Annotated in this window: 16 protein-coding genes; 4 read left to right on the plus strand and 12 right to left on the minus strand. The window is 35.0% G+C overall.

Annotated features, from left to right (window positions below):
• Nucleotides 1-22 precede the first annotated feature (22 nt).
• Together BAU23_RS26690 and BAU23_RS26695 are read right to left on the minus strand one after the other, a co-directional pair.
• Nucleotides 23-829, minus strand: a complete 807-nt coding sequence (locus BAU23_RS26690; RefSeq protein ID WP_016130070.1) for an ABC transporter permease subunit — start codon at nucleotides 827-829, stop codon at nucleotides 23-25.
• Nucleotides 822-1,715, minus strand: a complete 894-nt coding sequence (locus tag BAU23_RS26695) for an ABC transporter ATP-binding protein (RefSeq protein ID WP_071735542.1) — start codon at nucleotides 1,713-1,715, stop codon at nucleotides 822-824. Before BAU23_RS26695 ends, BAU23_RS26690 begins: the two co-directional genes overlap by 8 nt.
• Before the next feature lie 164 nt (nucleotides 1,716-1,879).
• Between BAU23_RS26695 and BAU23_RS26700 the strand changes: the two genes are divergently transcribed.
• A complete protein-coding gene (locus tag BAU23_RS26700) occupies nucleotides 1,880-2,473 on the plus strand; it encodes a TetR/AcrR family transcriptional regulator (RefSeq protein ID WP_071735544.1) in 594 nt (197 codons plus the stop codon).
• 94 nt (nucleotides 2,474-2,567) lie between these two features.
• Here the strand turns inward: BAU23_RS26700 and BAU23_RS26705 are convergent, their stop codons facing one another.
• On the minus strand, nucleotides 2,568-3,536 hold the full coding sequence (locus BAU23_RS26705) for a helix-turn-helix transcriptional regulator (RefSeq protein WP_033670273.1): 969 nt from the start codon (nucleotides 3,534-3,536) through the stop codon (nucleotides 2,568-2,570).
• A gap of 59 nt (nucleotides 3,537-3,595) precedes the next feature.
• On the opposite strand from BAU23_RS26705, the gene BAU23_RS26710 reads away from it, so the two are divergent.
• Complete coding sequence (locus BAU23_RS26710) at nucleotides 3,596-4,039, plus strand: VOC family protein (protein WP_000171329.1); 444 nt, start codon at nucleotides 3,596-3,598, stop codon at nucleotides 4,037-4,039.
• Between the two features lie 60 nt (nucleotides 4,040-4,099).
• Here BAU23_RS26710 and BAU23_RS26715 read toward each other — a convergent pair whose 3' ends face one another.
• The 8 genes from BAU23_RS26715 to BAU23_RS26755 all read right to left on the minus strand — a co-directional run bounded on the left by BAU23_RS26715 (nucleotide 4,100) and on the right by BAU23_RS26755 (nucleotide 15,102).
• Nucleotides 4,100-5,131 (minus strand): oxidoreductase, encoded by a 1,032-nt coding sequence (locus tag BAU23_RS26715; protein WP_071735545.1) that lies wholly within the window; start codon nucleotides 5,129-5,131, stop codon nucleotides 4,100-4,102.
• Between the two features lie 270 nt (nucleotides 5,132-5,401).
• Nucleotides 5,402-7,825 carry a DNA topoisomerase IV subunit A gene (parC, locus tag BAU23_RS26725; protein ID WP_071735547.1) on the minus strand — a complete coding sequence of 808 codons (2,424 nt, stop codon included), beginning with the start codon at nucleotides 7,823-7,825 and terminating at the stop codon, nucleotides 5,402-5,404.
• A gap of 1 nt (nucleotide 7,826) precedes the next feature.
• Nucleotides 7,827-9,791, minus strand: coding sequence for a DNA topoisomerase IV subunit B (gene parE, locus BAU23_RS26730; RefSeq protein WP_001062211.1), 1,965 nt, complete (start codon nucleotides 9,789-9,791; stop codon nucleotides 7,827-7,829).
• 371 nt (nucleotides 9,792-10,162) lie between these two features.
• A complete protein-coding gene (locus BAU23_RS26735; RefSeq protein WP_000151377.1) occupies nucleotides 10,163-10,576 on the minus strand; it encodes a CoA-binding protein in 414 nt (137 codons plus the stop codon).
• 79 nt (nucleotides 10,577-10,655) lie between these two features.
• Complete coding sequence (locus BAU23_RS26740; RefSeq protein ID WP_000542627.1) at nucleotides 10,656-11,897, minus strand: S1C family serine protease; 1,242 nt, start codon at nucleotides 11,895-11,897, stop codon at nucleotides 10,656-10,658.
• 203 nt (nucleotides 11,898-12,100) lie between these two features.
• On the minus strand, nucleotides 12,101-12,778 hold the full coding sequence (locus tag BAU23_RS26745) for a response regulator transcription factor (RefSeq protein ID WP_071735548.1): 678 nt from the start codon (nucleotides 12,776-12,778) through the stop codon (nucleotides 12,101-12,103).
• 18 nt (nucleotides 12,779-12,796) lie between these two features.
• Nucleotides 12,797-13,249: an anaerobic ribonucleoside-triphosphate reductase activating protein gene (nrdG, locus tag BAU23_RS26750; RefSeq protein WP_000867055.1), complete on the minus strand. Its 453-nt coding sequence runs from the start codon at nucleotides 13,247-13,249 to the stop codon at nucleotides 12,797-12,799.
• A complete protein-coding gene (locus tag BAU23_RS26755; protein WP_000917714.1) occupies nucleotides 13,246-15,102 on the minus strand; it encodes an anaerobic ribonucleoside triphosphate reductase in 1,857 nt (618 codons plus the stop codon). Before BAU23_RS26755 ends, nrdG begins: the two co-directional genes overlap by 4 nt.
• A gap of 225 nt (nucleotides 15,103-15,327) precedes the next feature.
• Here BAU23_RS26755 and plsY point away from each other — a divergent pair, with 225 nt between their 5' ends.
• Nucleotides 15,328-15,924, plus strand: a complete 597-nt coding sequence (plsY, locus tag BAU23_RS26760; protein ID WP_000237189.1) for a glycerol-3-phosphate 1-O-acyltransferase PlsY — start codon at nucleotides 15,328-15,330, stop codon at nucleotides 15,922-15,924.
• A 108-nt stretch (nucleotides 15,925-16,032) separates the two neighbouring features.
• Nucleotides 16,033-16,323: a HesB/YadR/YfhF family protein gene (locus BAU23_RS26765; RefSeq protein ID WP_001054449.1), complete on the plus strand. Its 291-nt coding sequence runs from the start codon at nucleotides 16,033-16,035 to the stop codon at nucleotides 16,321-16,323.
• A gap of 36 nt (nucleotides 16,324-16,359) precedes the next feature.
• Here BAU23_RS26765 and BAU23_RS26770 read toward each other — a convergent pair whose 3' ends face one another.
• Nucleotides 16,360-16,779: an acyl-CoA thioesterase gene (locus tag BAU23_RS26770; protein WP_000495819.1), complete on the minus strand. Its 420-nt coding sequence runs from the start codon at nucleotides 16,777-16,779 to the stop codon at nucleotides 16,360-16,362.
• Between the last annotated feature and the right edge of the window lie 47 nt (nucleotides 16,780-16,826).

The following is a 16,826-nucleotide window of genomic DNA, read 5'->3' on the forward strand; positions in this document are numbered from 1 at the left end:
CTAATTAAGTGGACTTTCTACTTTACAACGGCAAATCTCTCTTCCTAAACACTACAATTGCTAATATAAAAATACATAGTGCCCCAACAGTTAAGCCTATACTTACCGGCCATATACTATATGTTCCTTCAGCAATTTCTTTTGGACGAAACAATGTAAATAATGATAGACTTCTCATCCACTCTAACTTATCGCTTAATTTACCTACCATATCTAATACGAAAAATAAGATTGTTAAACTTGCTGAATAACTTAGTGCCTTTCTTTCGTCATTACATATACAAGAAAAGAAAAATGAATACGCACTAACTACTAAAAATATTAGTCCTCCGACTACATTTATCTTCAGGAATAATTCTTTATTTAAATTATTATCTTTTAAAAACCATTCTGCACCCAATATACCAGCTACATAAGTAACAATTACAATAATTAATAGTCCCAATATGAGAACGGTAGCTTGCGTAATTGCAATTTTCACCCTGGATACAGGTGTTGCTAATAAATATGCCATCGCTCCTTTATCTACATGACGAGCAATTAAATGCGTTGCAACCGTGACGCAAAAAATTGTTAAAATGATAATAAATAATAGGCTATAATATTCACCAGCTAAAAAATCCATTACATTTTGAATTGGACTCTCCATTCCAACAATTTTTTTTACACTATCAGGCATAGCGCTTATTAATTCATTTAACCCTTTCGCTGATACCATTGATGGGAATATCCAAATTAATAACCATAAATAAAGAGCTGCACCAGTTGCATAACTCAAAATACTTTTTTGCGTTTCTTTCAAACTAGCTAAAAATAGTTGCTTATTCATGCTTTACCCCTTCTTTCTTATCGTAATAATGCATAAATAAATGTTCTAAATCCGTCGCTCTCGTTTGTAGTGCAGTTACATTATAGTTTGAAAGTATTTGTAAAACAGTTTGATAATTTCCTTGCACAATAATTGACGCCTCTCTACCTTTCACTCCTTCAAATTGCAAATCACATTGTCTAAGAGACTCAATTTCTTCTTGAGATGATACTGTTACATCTATTACTTGTCTTCGCATTCCTTGTAAATCATGAATATCTTCTACCGTTACTAAACGTCCATCTTTAATAATAGCTACTCTGTCACAAGTTCTCTCAATTTCAGTGAAAATATGCGACGACATAAGAATCGTTTTCCCTCTTTGCTTTTCCTCTACTATTAAATCTATAAACACTTGTTGCATAAGTGGATCGAGTCCTGATGTTGGTTCATCTAAAATTAGTACTTCTGGATCATGCATAAATGCAGCAACAATCCCTACTTTTTGTTTCATTCCTTTAGACATTTTTCGAATTGGTGTTTTCACATCAAATTGCAGACGCTCTATCAAGTCATCACGTCTCTTCGTTTCCTTTAACCCACGCATTCCTTGCATCAAATTTAAAAAATCTAATCCATTCATTCCTTCAATAAAAGAAATTTCTCCTGGCAAATAGCCAACTTCTCTTTGAATTTTCGCAGCATCTTCCCAACAATCTAACCCGAAAATTGTCGCTTTACCAGCCGTCGGTTTTATAAATCCCATTAAATTACGAATCGTTGTTGATTTTCCAGCTCCATTTGGTCCTAAGTAGCCAAACACTTCTCCTTCTTTCACTTCAAATGTAATATCAAACAAGCCTTTCCCATTTGAAAACTGTTTTGTGACATTTTGAACTGAAATCATAAGCCCACCTCATTTTTTGAAATATTTAATGTATGATATTTCAAAATCATTGTACTCCTCACCTTACATATTCGCAACAACTTTTTGAAATATTTATATGTCCATATTTCAAAAATATTGTTTTCAATTATTTTTTATTGTATATTTTAAATGAGGTGATTACTTTGAACGGCTTTGAAAAAGTGAAAGAAAAGAAAAAACGTGCCATTAAAGATGCGGCCTTTAAATTATTTTCAGAACGTGGATTTAATGAAGTGAAAATAGAACATATTGCAAAAAAAGCAAACGTTTCTCAAGTTACAATTTATAATCATTTTGGAAGTAAAGATGCGTTATTTAGAGAGCTGATACAAGAATTTATAATATCTGAATTTCAATATTATAAAGATCTTGCAGAAGAAAACTTACCTTTTCATGATATGATGCAAAAAATGATTGTAAAAAAAATGAATACTGGTGGGTTATTTCAGCCGGATATGTTACTACAAATGATGCAAAGAGATGAAGAGCTCAGAGAATTTATTTATAGTTATCAAAACGAAAAAATCCTACCTTGGTATTTAGAAATATTAGAACAAGCACAGCAAAAAAATGAAATTAATCCACACCTTTCAAAAGAAATGATGCTACTTTACATTCAAATGTTCACTAAGTTAGGTGATGATTTCGGGGCACAACTTCTTGAAGGAGATCGAGAAAAACATATACAAGATATAGTCACTATGTTTTTTTATGGACTTTCTGTCCCAGAAAAATAATTTTTTCTAAAGAACAAACAAAATCACAAAAAAGCCCTTTGGATATTTAAATCTCAAGGGCTTTTCATGTCAATAAAAATTATTAAAACCAACTTTATCTTAACGAAGTTAAATGTTGCTTTATAGTTAATACCTTATTATAGATTAACTCTTTTAGCATAACAGGCTGAATTGAGATAATCGTTTCTCCGAAATTCAGAAAATAGTTCGAGATAAAATCAACTTCTTGTTTGTTAAAATAGCCTGTTATAATGTAATTTTCATTTTCTTTTTGTATCTTCATGGAAGGATAATTCTCTTTATCAAAAATATCTTTTCCTTTTTGATTAACAATGACAATAAAATCAGTTGCATCAGGCTTTCTGTGAAAAGCAGTAAGATAACTTAATAATTCTTCAAGATTTTTTGGATTAATATTACTTGTTTCCACAATAGAAAGAATTTTATCACATCTAATTATTTGAACATTACTTGTCTCAAAATTAAAGATTTTAGCATACCACTGGCCAAATTTAGATTCTATTCGAATAAATTGGGCGACCAATGCTTTCTCCTCATCTTTTTTTAAATATGTTAAATGATAAACTCGCTCAGCAAAAATCCCCTGTAAAATTTCTTTTAAAAACGGACTAAAATTACTATGATTTGTTACTTCAAAAGAAAGCGTTCGTTCCATAATTGAAATATTTTTACTCACATTATCAGGTAATACATGTTTAAATTTATTTTCAAGTGCAATACTTTCTATATTAAATGGTTTCGTCTTGTATCCATTTAATGTAAGAATCGAAAAGTATAACGCATACATTTCATCCACACTAAAATAAATTGGCGATAACACACTATTTTCTATAATTTTATAACTTCCATTTCTACCTAGTTCAGAATATATTGGTACACCTATTTCTTCCAATGATTGAATATCTCGCAACGCGGTACTTTTAGAAATATCATATCTAGACATTAAATCTTTTAAATTAAAATATCTTTTATTATTTAAGAAAATAAGCATATCATTTATTCGTTCAGTTTTTTTCATATTTCCCTCCCGAAAAGGTGTCATGTATTGAAACCTTTTTAGTCTATATTATAATTATTAACTAATAAAGGAGTTTTATATTTATGACATTAGAAATAGCTATTTTTCTTTCAATGAATGGGCAAGCAAAGGCGGCAATTAATTTTTATACACGTAATTTAGACGCCAAGAAGTTAATGATTGTTACGTACGAAGAACTGGCGAAAAGAGATCATTCTTTTAAAATTACAAGTGAAAATAAAGATCATATTGCCCACTCTGTTTTACAAATTGGGACTACAAAACTAATGATAGCAGAAGATACAATGAATCCTACTGAATGTTATAACGTTGGAAATAACATGTCACTTTGCATTCAAAGTGCTAATTTAGAAGAAATACAAAGATTTTATAATAATTTAATTTCCGATAAGCATGTGAAAATAATCTCTCCACTAGAAAAAAATATATTTAGTGAAGCATATGGTATTATTGAAGATCCTTACGGCATACAAATCCAATTAATGTATGACAAACGACTAAACTAAATACTTAGTCACATTCGCATATTCCTGTAAAATAAAAAAGACACGAAATTCGTGTCTTTTTTATTTTACAGGAATAACTCTACCCGTTTCACTACTTTCAATAGCTAATTGAATCACTTTAATAACCTCTAAACCTTCTTCTGCTGTTACAGGTGGTTTCTCACCATTTACAATACTATCTCTTACACCCTTATAATACATTTCGTAACAGCCAACTTCTGTCGGAATACGCACTAACTCTTCTTCTGTTTCTAAAGTAGCAAAATTCTCCTCAGAGTCTGCTCCATAACCATTATCTCCTGGCTTCATTCCAGTCTTTAATTGTTCTTCCTGTGAATCCATACCATACTTCACGATAGAACCTTTATCTCCATGCAGTGTAAAATGTGGACCTGCTTGCTTTACGTAACTGCTACTATGTAAAATGACACGCTTTACTCCGTAGTGAAGTACAACATGGAAGTAGTCATCAATTTCTGCACCTGGTCGTTGCTTTATTACATCAGCATGTATCGCATCTGGTTTCCCAAATAATGAAAATGCTTGATCAATTAAATGTGAGCCTAAATCATATAAAATTCCTGATCCTGGTAAATTCTTCTCTCTCCAGCGATCACGTACATGTGGGCGGAAACGATCGAAATGCGCTTCATATGCGTATACATTCCCTATTCTTTTTTCTTCTAACAATTTCTTTATCGTTAAGAAATCATTATCAAAACGGCGATTGTGATACACACTTAAAACGACATTATGTTGCTTCGCTAATGAAATAAGTTCTTCTCCTTCTTCAATTGAAACAACGAATGGTTTTTCCACAACAACATGCTTACCATGTACAATCGCTTCTTTTACATATGGAAAATGCGTTGTATTCGGTGAAGTAATAACTACTAAGTCAATATCAGCACGATTTACTAATTCCTCAATTGTGTCAACAACTTCAGTATTTGGTAATGCTTGTTTCACTACTTCTTCTTTTGATGATAAAATAGCACGAATATCATATTCTTCTATCGTTTGTAATAACGGGATGTGAAATGTTGTACTAGAAAATCCAAATCCTACAATCCCTACACCTATTTTTTTCATGTTGCCCCTCCATTTGTCCCGCTTTAACGGGCAGTAAGATTCCTACCTCAAAATTCAGCGAAAGCAAAGAAATTAGGTGAGGAATCAACTGCTCGTAAAAGCCCGATTAGTTCAACTAATAATCAGTGGGGATAAAGAAAATCCCCACTGATTAAAGTTCCACTTTATGAGAACGATTTCATTTCATTATTATAACAAGATTATTTTTATATACATAATGATTTGCTTATAAAAAAGCATCTTGCTATGAATGATAGCAAGATGCTTCCTTTACTCCGTTCTTTTCTTCGTCCACGTTTCTACAACTTCACCAGTATCATTAACATCTAATACTAAACTACCGTTACTATACCGGTCTTTATTTCGATACGCTTTCGGATCAATCTCTTCTACAATGTGTTTCTCTGTCTTCATGTAAATTAGTTCATCGTCTCGCACAATTTCAATACCGACAATGCGGTACGGATTACGCTTTAACTCTTTGAAAATAACAAGACCTCGCTTCGCCCTCGTTGATTTCTCAATTTCTGATGCTTTTAGACGTTTTACAGCACCTCGCTGCGTCACGAGAATAAGTTGATCTTTTTCACCATTTAACGGTTTACCAGAAGCGACATAATCATCTTCTTTTAAATTAATTGCTTTTACACCAGCGGCCCTTACACCAACTGGACTTACTTCATCTTCATGGAAAATAAGTGCATATGCACCATGAGTTGCAAGAACAATATCACTCGTTCCATCTGTCGCAAATATATCAACAACTTCATCTTCTTTTTTCAAGTTTACAGCGACGAACGCTCTTGAATAACGTTGCACTTTATATTGGTTTAATTCGGTTTTCTTAATCATACCCTTTCGTGTAACAAATACGATAAATCGTTTTTCTTCTTCAAAATTCGGTACGACTGTTGCCCAAATTAATGTTTCATCTCGCTCGAGTGTAACAAGATTCGCAACGTGTTGACCTAAATCTTTCCAACGAATTTCTGGCATTTCATATACAGGAAGATAAATATAATTTCCTTTGTTCGTAAATAAAAGAATGGTTTCTGTCGTGTTTGTATCGAAACGCTCTAGTAAGATGTCACCCTCTTTCATACCGAAGTCTTTCCCGTTCGATGCATTATGCGAACGCCAACCTGTTCGTTTCACATATCCTTCTTTCGTTACAGTAACGATGACATCTTCTTGCGGAATCATAACTTCCACATCAATTTTAATTTCTTCAATTTCCTCTTCAATTATCGCACGGCGATCATCACTATATGTTTTCTTTACTCTCTTCAAATCTGTTTTAATAACTTGAAGAAGTCTTTTTTCACTTTGTAGAATCGACTGTAACTCTATAATTTTCTTACTAAGTTCAGCTGCTTCTTGCTCTAGCGCTGTAATATCTGTATTCGTTAAACGATATAGTTGCAACGAAACAATTGCTTCTGACTGCGCCTCTGTAAATCCAAATTTCGCACTTAAATTATCTTTCGCATTACGCTTATCTTTAGACCCACGAATTGTTTCAATCACTTCATCTAAAATTGATAATGCTTTCTTTAAACCTTCTACAATATGCTGACGATTTTCTGCTTTTCGTAATTCATATTGTGAACGTCTCGTAACAACTTCTTTTTGGTGTCCAATATATGCATCCAAAATTTTAGGTAATGTCATAAGTGTTGGACGACGATGATTTATCGCTACCATATTAAAATTATATGGAATTTGTAAATCTGTATTTTTATATAAATAATTTAAAATGCCTTCAGCATTTACTTCTTTTTTTAATTCTACAACGATGCGAAGACCTGTACGATCTGTCTCATCACGCACTTCAGCAATTCCATCTAGCTTTTTATCTAGACGTAATTCATCCATTTTCTTAACAAGGTTTGCTTTATTTACTTCATACGGAATTTCTGTAATAACGATTTGTTGCTTCCCACCACGAATCGTTTCAACTTCTGCTTTTCCGCGAATAATAATTTTACCCTTCCCTGTTTCGTACGCTTTTTTAATACCATCAATCCCTTGAATAATACCACCTGTTGGGAAATCTGGCCCTTTAATGACTGTTAATAAATCATCAACAGTACTATTCGGCTTATCAATACGCATCATCGTCGCATCAATTACTTCTCCAAGGTGATGCGGAGGAATTTCTGTTGCATAACCCGCTGAAATCCCTGTCGATCCGTTCACTAATAAGTTCGGGAACATTGCCGGTAATACGACTGGTTCTTCACTCGTATCATCGAAGTTTGACACAAATTCTACTGTTTCTTTATCAAGATCACGTAATAACTCAGATGCGATTGGTGATAAACGCGCTTCTGTATAACGCATTGCCGCTGCTGGATCGCCATCAACACTACCATTATTACCATGCATTTCAACTAAAACATTACGTACTTTCCAAGTTTGACTTAAACGTACCATCGCCTCATATACAGAGGAATCTCCGTGTGGATGGTAGTTACCAATAACATTACCTACTGTTTTAGCTGATTTACGAAACGCTTTATCATGTACATTTCCTTCTACATACATAGAATATAAAATACGTCTTTGTACCGGTTTTAAACCGTCACGCGCATCTGGAAGCGCACGGTCTTGAATAATATATTTACTATAACGTGCAAAGCGGTCACCTAACACGTCTTCAAGCGGGAGGTCATGAAACTTCTCTGCCTGCATGTTATTCCACCTCCGTCTCCATAATCATTTCATTTTCTAAAATATTTCCCTCTTCTTGCATACCAAATTGTACATTTCGTTCGATCCATTTACGGCGAGGTTCTACTTTATCACCCATCAATGTCGTAACTCGACGCTCAGCTCTTGATGCATCGTCAATTTTCACACGAATTAACGTACGTGTTTCAGGATTCATCGTTGTCTCCCATAATTGATCGGCATTCATTTCGCCAAGTCCTTTATAGCGCTGCAACATATAACCTTTACCGACCTTTTTTGTTACACCATCTAATTCTTCATCAGACCATGCATATTCAATTACTTCACTTTTCCCTTTTCCTTTACTTACTTTATATAAAGGTGGAAGTGCGATAAATACTTTACCAGCTTCAATAAGTGGTTTCATATAACGGTAGAAGAACGTCAGTAGTAACACTTGAATATGTGCTCCGTCCGTATCTGCATCGGTCATAATAACAACTTTATCGTAGTTAATATCTTCAACAGCGAACTCATTCCCTACGCCACCGCCAATAGCGTAAATGATTGTATTAATTTCTTCATTTTTAAAGATATCAGCAAGCTTTGCTTTTTCCGTGTTAATTACTTTACCACGTAATGGCAATACAGCTTGAAAACGGCGATCTCGCCCTTGTTTCGCAGAACCACCGGCAGAGTCACCCTCTACTAAATATAATTCATTTTTCTGCGGATTACGTGATTGCGCAGGGGTTAACTTTCCGCTTAAAGTACCTTCTGATTTTTTCTTCTTCTTACCAGTACGCGCTTCTTCTCTCGCTTTACGAGCAGCCTCACGTGCTTGCGCTGCTTTAACTGCCTTTCTCACAAGAAGTGTAGCAACATCCGGGTTTTCTTCTAAAAAGTAAGCTAAATGCTCAGATACAATTGCATCAATTGAAGAACGAGCTTCACTTGTACCTAGTTTCCCTTTCGTTTGCCCTTCAAACTGAAGTACTTCTTCTGGTACACGTACAGAAACGATAGCCGCTACACCTTCACGAATATCTGTACCTTCTAAGTTTTTATCTTTTTCTTTTAATAACGATACTTTACGAGCATACTCATTGAACACACGCGTCATTGCTGTTTTAAATCCAGCTTCGTGTGTTCCCCCATCTTTTGTACGTACATTATTTACAAACGAAAGAATGTTTTCTGAATAGCCATCGTTAAACTGGAATGCTAACTCTGCTTCAATTCCGTTTTGTTCACCAGTGAAGTATACAACTGGGTGAATCGAATCTTTCTCTTCGTTTAAGTATGAAACGAAAGCTTCAATTCCTGTTTCATAATGAAATACATCCTCTAAATCATTACGTTCATCTTTTATCGAGATTTTCATTCCTTTTAATAAGAATGCAGATTCACGTAATCTCTCACATAATGTTTCATAATTGTAATTTGTTGTACTGAAAATAGTTGTATCTGGTTTAAAATGCATTGTTGTACCAGACTCTTTTGTCTTCCCGATTTTCTCTAACGTCGTTGCAGGAATACCACCATTTTCAAAGCGTTGTTCATAAATGCTTCCATCACGTTTAATCGTTACTACTAACCATTCTGACAAGGCATTTACAACTGATGCCCCAACACCGTGTAAACCACCACTTGTTTTATAGCCACCTTGACCAAACTTACCACCAGCATGAAGTACAGTTAAAATAACTTCAGGTGTTGGTTTCCCAAGTTTATGCATTCCCGTAGGCATTCCTCGCCCTTTATCAATAACACTAATACTATTATCTTTATGTATTACGACAGAAATTTCGTCGCCAAATCCCGCTAACGCTTCGTCAACGGAGTTATCTACTATTTCATATACTAAATGATGCAATCCACGGCTATCCGTACTCCCGATATACATACCCGGGCGTTTTCGAACGGCTTCAAGTCCTTCTAGCACTTGAATTGCATCTTCATTATATTGGAACTGATGCTTCGCCAAACTCCTTGCCCCTTTCCTAATCAAATCAGAACATATGTTTCTATTATAGAATAACGCCTCGACTATAGTTTTGGCAAGTTATCTTATCTATTTTATATACCATTTTCAATAGAAAAATCCTTGTTTTTTCACAAGGATTCCTCTAGGCTACTATTTCAGAAAAATAATCGTTTGTCAACGAGAAATGGATATGTATTCCAAGATTATACATTCCAAACCTTTATCATGATCCAAATGATCAATATCCAAAACGGGATAACAAGTAACAATCCCCAAAAACAGCCTTTAAAAAATCTCATGATGAACACCTCGTTCATCTACCCCATCATATATAAGGGGCGGAATTAACATTTCCGTTACCAAAACATAAACTACTTTGTCATCGCATGCTCTACTTTAATACAACGATCCATTATTACAGTATAGCCTTTTTCTTGTAAAAGTTTATATGTATCTTCATCTTGTACTCCTAATTGTGCCCAAAAAACATCTGCATCAATCTCTACAAACTCTTTCGCAACATCCATTAAAAATTCTGAGCGGCGGAATACATTTACAATGTCAACATGTTCCTTAATATCCTTTAGTGAAGAAACTGCTTTTTCTCCAAGCACCTCATCTACTGTTGGGTTTACCGGTATAATACGGTACCCTGCATCTTGCATTGCTTTTGAAACCATATACGATGTACGTTCTGCTTTATCCGATAATCCAACAACCGCAATCGTTTTGCTTTTCTTTAATACTTCACCAATTTCCGTACGAGTTGGGTTTTCAATTGTCATAATTTATCCCTCCTATTCCTTTAGTATAGCCGATAAAGAAAGTCTCTTTCAACATGAAAGAGACTTTCTTTTATTCCGATTATTGATTCTTTGTAGCTGAATTATCTGCTAGTGTAGCTGTTTTCGTCATTTTTTGACCGTTGCGATAGAACGTAACTTCTACTTTCTCGCCTACTTTTTTCTTTTCATATAAATATTTACGGAATTGAAGTGAATTTTCTACTTTTTGATCATCTAATGATACTACAATATCATATTGCTCTAAACCAGCTTTTTCTGCTGGTGATACTGGATAAATTTTACCTAATACAACGCCATTTGTTACTTCTTTTGGTACTTTTAATTGGTTTAATGCATAAGCTTGCACATCTTCTAATGAAACTACACCTACACCAAGAGCTGGTCGTTTCACTACTCCGTCTTTTTCAAGCGATTCAATAACTGGTTTTGCGACATTAATTGGAATTGCAAAACCAATCCCCTCAACTTCTTGCTGCGCAATTTTACTTGAGTTAATTCCAATTAATTCACCGTTTTGGTTAAATAATGCACCGCCACTATTACCAGGGTTAATCGCTGCATCTGTTTGAATAACTTGTGCTTGCCAATCTGGACGTTTGTCCCCATCAATATCTACTGGAATTTCACGTTCTTTACTACTGATAATACCTTCCGTTACACTACCGTCAAATCCAAGTGGGTTACCGATTGCAATTGCTTTTTCTCCAGCACGAAGTTTACTAGAATCACCTAAAGTTGCAACTTTATTAACAGCAGATCCATCAATCTCTACAACTGCTAAGTCTAACCAAGGGTCCTTACCAACTAACTTTGCATCAACTTGCTTTCCGTCGCTCAATTTAACAGCAAGTTTATTTGCACCATCTACAACGTGGTTATTTGTTACAATATATGCTTTATTTCCTGATTTTTTATAAATAACACCTGATCCTGTGCCAGCTGTTTGCTCTTGTTCTGCCGGTTGCATTGCAAACGGATCAATAGTCTTCTGCATATTAATTACACCAACTACAACATCCTTTGCCCCTTCAACCATACCTGGCAAATCAGTTTCGCCCTTCGCTTTATTAACAACAGGAGCTAGCGTACCTTCCACTTGTTGATTAGAATTGAATGATGAAACTGCCGCGCCATTATTTTGCATCCATGGCATGTAAGGTGCTGCAAAACTAATTGTAACAGCCCCGACTACAGCTCCAACTAAACCTGTAAAAAAGTATCCTTTTTTACTACCTGATTTTTTCATTTCTCTCGTTTCACTATGCTCTTCATTTAAATTCGGTCCGTCGTAATATCCCATGTTTTATTTCCCCTCTCTGGTGAACTCGTACTTTCAGTATAGTCACTTTTTGTGTCCTTCTTGTGAACTCATCGTGAAATCCAATTTAAAAAATACTCCTATCTATCATTGTAGACAAGAAAAGTATTTTTTGTACATTCCACCTACAAAGGAGAGTATAAATTTGCTATATCCCGAAGCTAAAGTGCATAGTAACTTAAAGGTTATTCTTCAAACTTATAACCAACTCGAATAACAGTACCGATATGCTTCGCTTTATCTCCTAGTTTATTTCGTAGTTTTTTAATATGAGTGTCCACCGTTCGGTCATCACCGTAGTAATCATATCCCCATAACTGATCTAATAAATGTTGACGTGACAACACAATTCCTTTGTTCTCCATTAAATAAACAAGAAGTTCAAATTCCTTATGTGTCAATATAATTTCTTCTCCATCGACTAAAACGGTTCTAGATAGTCGATTCACTTCTATTCCAGCTAAAGACATAGCATTTTCTTCAGTTACACCTACCGCACCATCCGCACGTTTCAATAATGTCTTTGCTCGAGCTACTAACACTTTTGGACTAAAAGGTTTTGTTACATACTCATCTGCACCTAATTCGAACCCTAGTAATGTATCATCCTCATCTGAACGAGCTGTTAGCATAATAATTGGTACTGCTGATTCTTTTCTAATTCGTCTACAAACAGACCATCCATCTATTTCTGGTAACATAATATCTAACATAATTAAATCAATTTCATGCTCTGCAAATAATTCTAACGCTTTTATTCCGTCTTCTGCTTCGATTACTTCAAAGCCTTCATTACGAAAATAATCACTAACGATTTCACGTAATCTTCTTTCATCTTCAACAAGTAATACTGTTTTATTCATATAATCTATCCCGCCTTTTTACTCTTTCAATCGAATAATACGTTGATTGGAGCTTCCGCGAAATGGAAGTGTTAAATCTTTTTTCTCGATTTCAAATCTTCCATCGACTAAAACATCCCCATAATGTAACAACTCTATCATATCATTATTTTGAGAACTCTGTATCTCTTCTAACGTATAACCTGTATACATCCATAGACTTTTTTTCAAATCTTTCACAGCTTTTGCTACTTTTTTCACTTCAGCAGCTTGGAAGAATGGATCTCCACCTGAAAATGTTACATCAGTTAATGGATTACTTGCAATCTCTTTCACAATTTCTTCTACTGTCATTTCAGTTCCGTTGCAAACATTCCAAGATGCCGGATTATGGCATCCGAAACAACGATGCGGACAGCCCGCAAAAAACACGACTGTCCGCAATCCTTCTCCATCTACTACACTATCATGAATGATGTTCATAACTTTCATTTATGCTTCACCCGATCCATCTCTTCACTACGTTTCGCACTATTCCATTTCGACATATCTCCTACAAGATAGCCCGTTATACGGCGAATTCTTTCTATATTAGCCTCATCTTCATTTCCACAGCTTGGACATTCATTCCCAATAACTCCATGATAACTACAGCACTTACAACGATCAACTGGATGATTAATTGAACCGTATCCAACGCCATTCTCTGCCATCGCTTGCACAATTTGCTTTAATGCCTTTTTGTTATGCATAGCTGCTCCGTCTAGTTCAATATACGTAATATGTCCCCCGTTACATAGGGCATGGAAAGGTCCTTCTAAACGAATTTTATTTATCGCTTGAATGTTATAGTAAACTGGGATATGGAATGAATTCGTATAATAATTATGGTTCGTTATACCGCTAATCACACCAAATTCCTCCCTATCTTTTTTCACAAACTTCCCTGATAAGCCTTCGGCAGGAGTTGCAATTACTGAGAAATTCAGTTCATGTTCTTCTGTCGCTTTATCCATTCTATCTCTCATAAAGGAAATGATTTCATACCCGAGTTTCCATGATTCTGCATCTTCTCCATGATGCTTTCCTATTAAAGCTACTAAACATTCCGCAAGACCGATAAAACCAAGACTTAACGTCCCTTGTTTTAAAATGGATGCTACAGAATCTTCAGGCTGTAACTTTTCTCCACCGCGCCATACACCTTGTGAATATAAAAATCGAAAATCTCTCGCTCGCTTCGTACATTGATACTCAAATCTCTCTAATAATTGCGTAATTCCTAAATCTAAATAATAATTTAACGCTTCAAAGAACGCTTCTTTTGAACCACTAATTAACGCTAATTTCACTAAGTTTATAGACGTAAATGATAAATTCCCTCTTCCAATCGCTGTTTCTTCTCCATGTATGTTAGACATAACACGGGTACGGCATCCCATGTAACATACTTCACTTTCCGGTCTTCCATCATAATGCACTGCATTAAATGGCGCATCTAAAAATGAAAAGTTAGGGAATAATCGTTCAGCCGTTGTCTCTAACGCTAATTCAAATAAATCATAGTTCGGATCACACTCTTCAAAGTTCACACCTTTTTTCATTTTGAAAATTTGAATAGGAAAAATCGGTGTTTCCCCTTTACCAAGACCAGCCTGTGTCGCTTTTAAAAGCTGTCTAACTAATAACCGTCCCTCTTTTGATGTGTCTGTTCCATAATTTATCGAAATAAACGGTACTTGTCCCCCGCCCCTACTGTGCATACTATTTGAATTATGAATGAAAGCTTCACACGCCTGATACGTATCATTTTCTGTTTCTTTCCATGCAAATTCTTCTATTTGTTCTTTCGTAAGCGGATATGACTGTAATCGTTTCTTATGTCTCGCTACTGTTTTTCTCACATATGGAGCTAAATCAATATCAAAGAGTGCAAACGATTGACCACCATGCTGCATGTTTTGATTTGCTTGAAAAATAATTGAAGAAAGCGCCAACGCACTTTTAATGTCTTGCGGTTGTCTCATATGTCCATGTCCAGTATGAAAACCGGTAGCAAGCATTTGTGCTAAAGGAATTTGCGAACAAGTCGTCGTTCCTGTTGCATAAAAATCCAAATCATGTGGATATAATATATTTTGATCTATCGCTTTTTTCACTTGATCTGATAGTAAATTTGCTACAGCATAATACTTTGCGCTTTCAGATGCGAACGTTCCCATCACTCCCATTGGAGATCGGCCATCTACATTTGCATTTTCCTGCATTAAATCTTGTTCATTACCGTGTATAATTGTCTCAAATACTTTCATTAATTCTTCTCCACGTACATTTTGTTTCAACATTCATAACCCTCCACCAACATGTTGTTGTCTTTTGATTAAAATCATACAACATATAGTTCTAGTGTATTTGTGAAAAATGTAACATTCCTGTGAAATTTTTTTAAAAAATTAATGACTTTTTCATTTGTAAAAAAGAAATGTGCTCTTTACAAATGTATGGTACAATATACGGGAAAAACTCTTTTTACCCTTTATCAACACATTTGTATAAAGGAGACTGAACTCATGGTTATTACATATCTTTTATTTATCGTTGCCTACTTACTTGGCTCGATTCCGTTTGCATTAGTCGTTGGAAAAATTGGCTATGGAATTGACATTCGTGAGCATGGAAGCGGTAATTTAGGCGGAACAAATACATTCCGTACACTAGGGAAAAAAGCAGGTTTCATCGTTACAATTGCTGACATTTTAAAAGGTACATTAGCAACAAGTCTACCGATTATTTTCGGATTAGATGTTCACCCACTATGGTTTGGATTAGCAGCTGTTCTTGGACATGTATATCCAATCTTTGCGAAATTCCGCGGGGGGAAAGCAGTTGCAACTTCTGCTGGGGTGCTATTATGCTATTCACCAGTTGTTTTTGCAATATTAGCTGTTGTCTTTTTCAGCCTTTTATTTACAACAAGATACGTATCACTTTCTTCTATGGTAACAGCTGTCGTTGCTGTTATTGCATCAATTGTTAGCGGGGATAAAATCTTCATTATTGCGATGTGTTTATTAGCAGGTATGGTTATTTATAAACACCGTGCAAATATCGGACGAATTATAAATAAAACTGAACCGAAAGCAAACTTTTCAAAAAAGCAAAAATAAGATCGTAACCCACATAACGCAAAAAGAAAACGTGAAGCATATTAATAGCGTCTTTTTGCGTTATTTTTTATACTAAAGAAAAAGCAACATAATTTGGAGGAACTATACATGAATCTTTCCGTAACAAAAGAAGCAGCACAATGGTATAAAAACGAATTAAACTTACAATCAGGTGAAACACTACGCCTTTTCGTACAATACGGCGGTTGCAGTACTGTGCAAAAAGGACTTTCTTTAGGTATTCGTAAAGATGACCCTGCGCACCCTGCTGTTCAAACTCAAGAAGAAGGTATTAACTTCTTTATTGAAGGCGATGATGAGTGGTTCTTCGATGGACATAATTTATCTGTTACATTTAATGACGGTGATGATTTCCCCCAATTTAATTATGAAAAATAAAAAAGCGTGGCTTCTGCCACGCTTTTTTATTTTTTTTTATTTCTTTTTAATTTCCTCATATTTCGCATACCACTCAGGATATAATTTTTTAAATGATACAGGGCGGAATCCTTCTTTTTTCGCACAAATATTCGTTGTACTTGCAGTAATGCAAAGCTCACCATCACCGTTATATATTTCATAACCATATACAACACGAAGCGGGCTCACAGTATCAATCCACGTTTTCACAATTGCTTTTTCTCCGTAACGCATCGCTTTACGATATGAAATTTGCAAGTCTAATACAGGAGAAATAATTCCCTCTTTCTCCATTTCAACATATGAAAATCCTAATTCTTGTATAAGTTTAGTGCGCCCAAGTTCCAGCCACACTAAATAGTTTGAATGGTAAACAACACCCATCTGGTCTGTTTCCGCATAGCGGATTTCAACTTCATGTTCTGCTACAAACATTTCTATTCGCCTTCTTTCACTTCTGCTACCTTGCATACATTTAATCA

The organism is Bacillus nitratireducens (assembly GCF_001884135.1).
Taxonomy (GTDB): Bacteria; Bacillota; Bacilli; order Bacillales; family Bacillaceae_G; genus Bacillus_A; species Bacillus_A nitratireducens.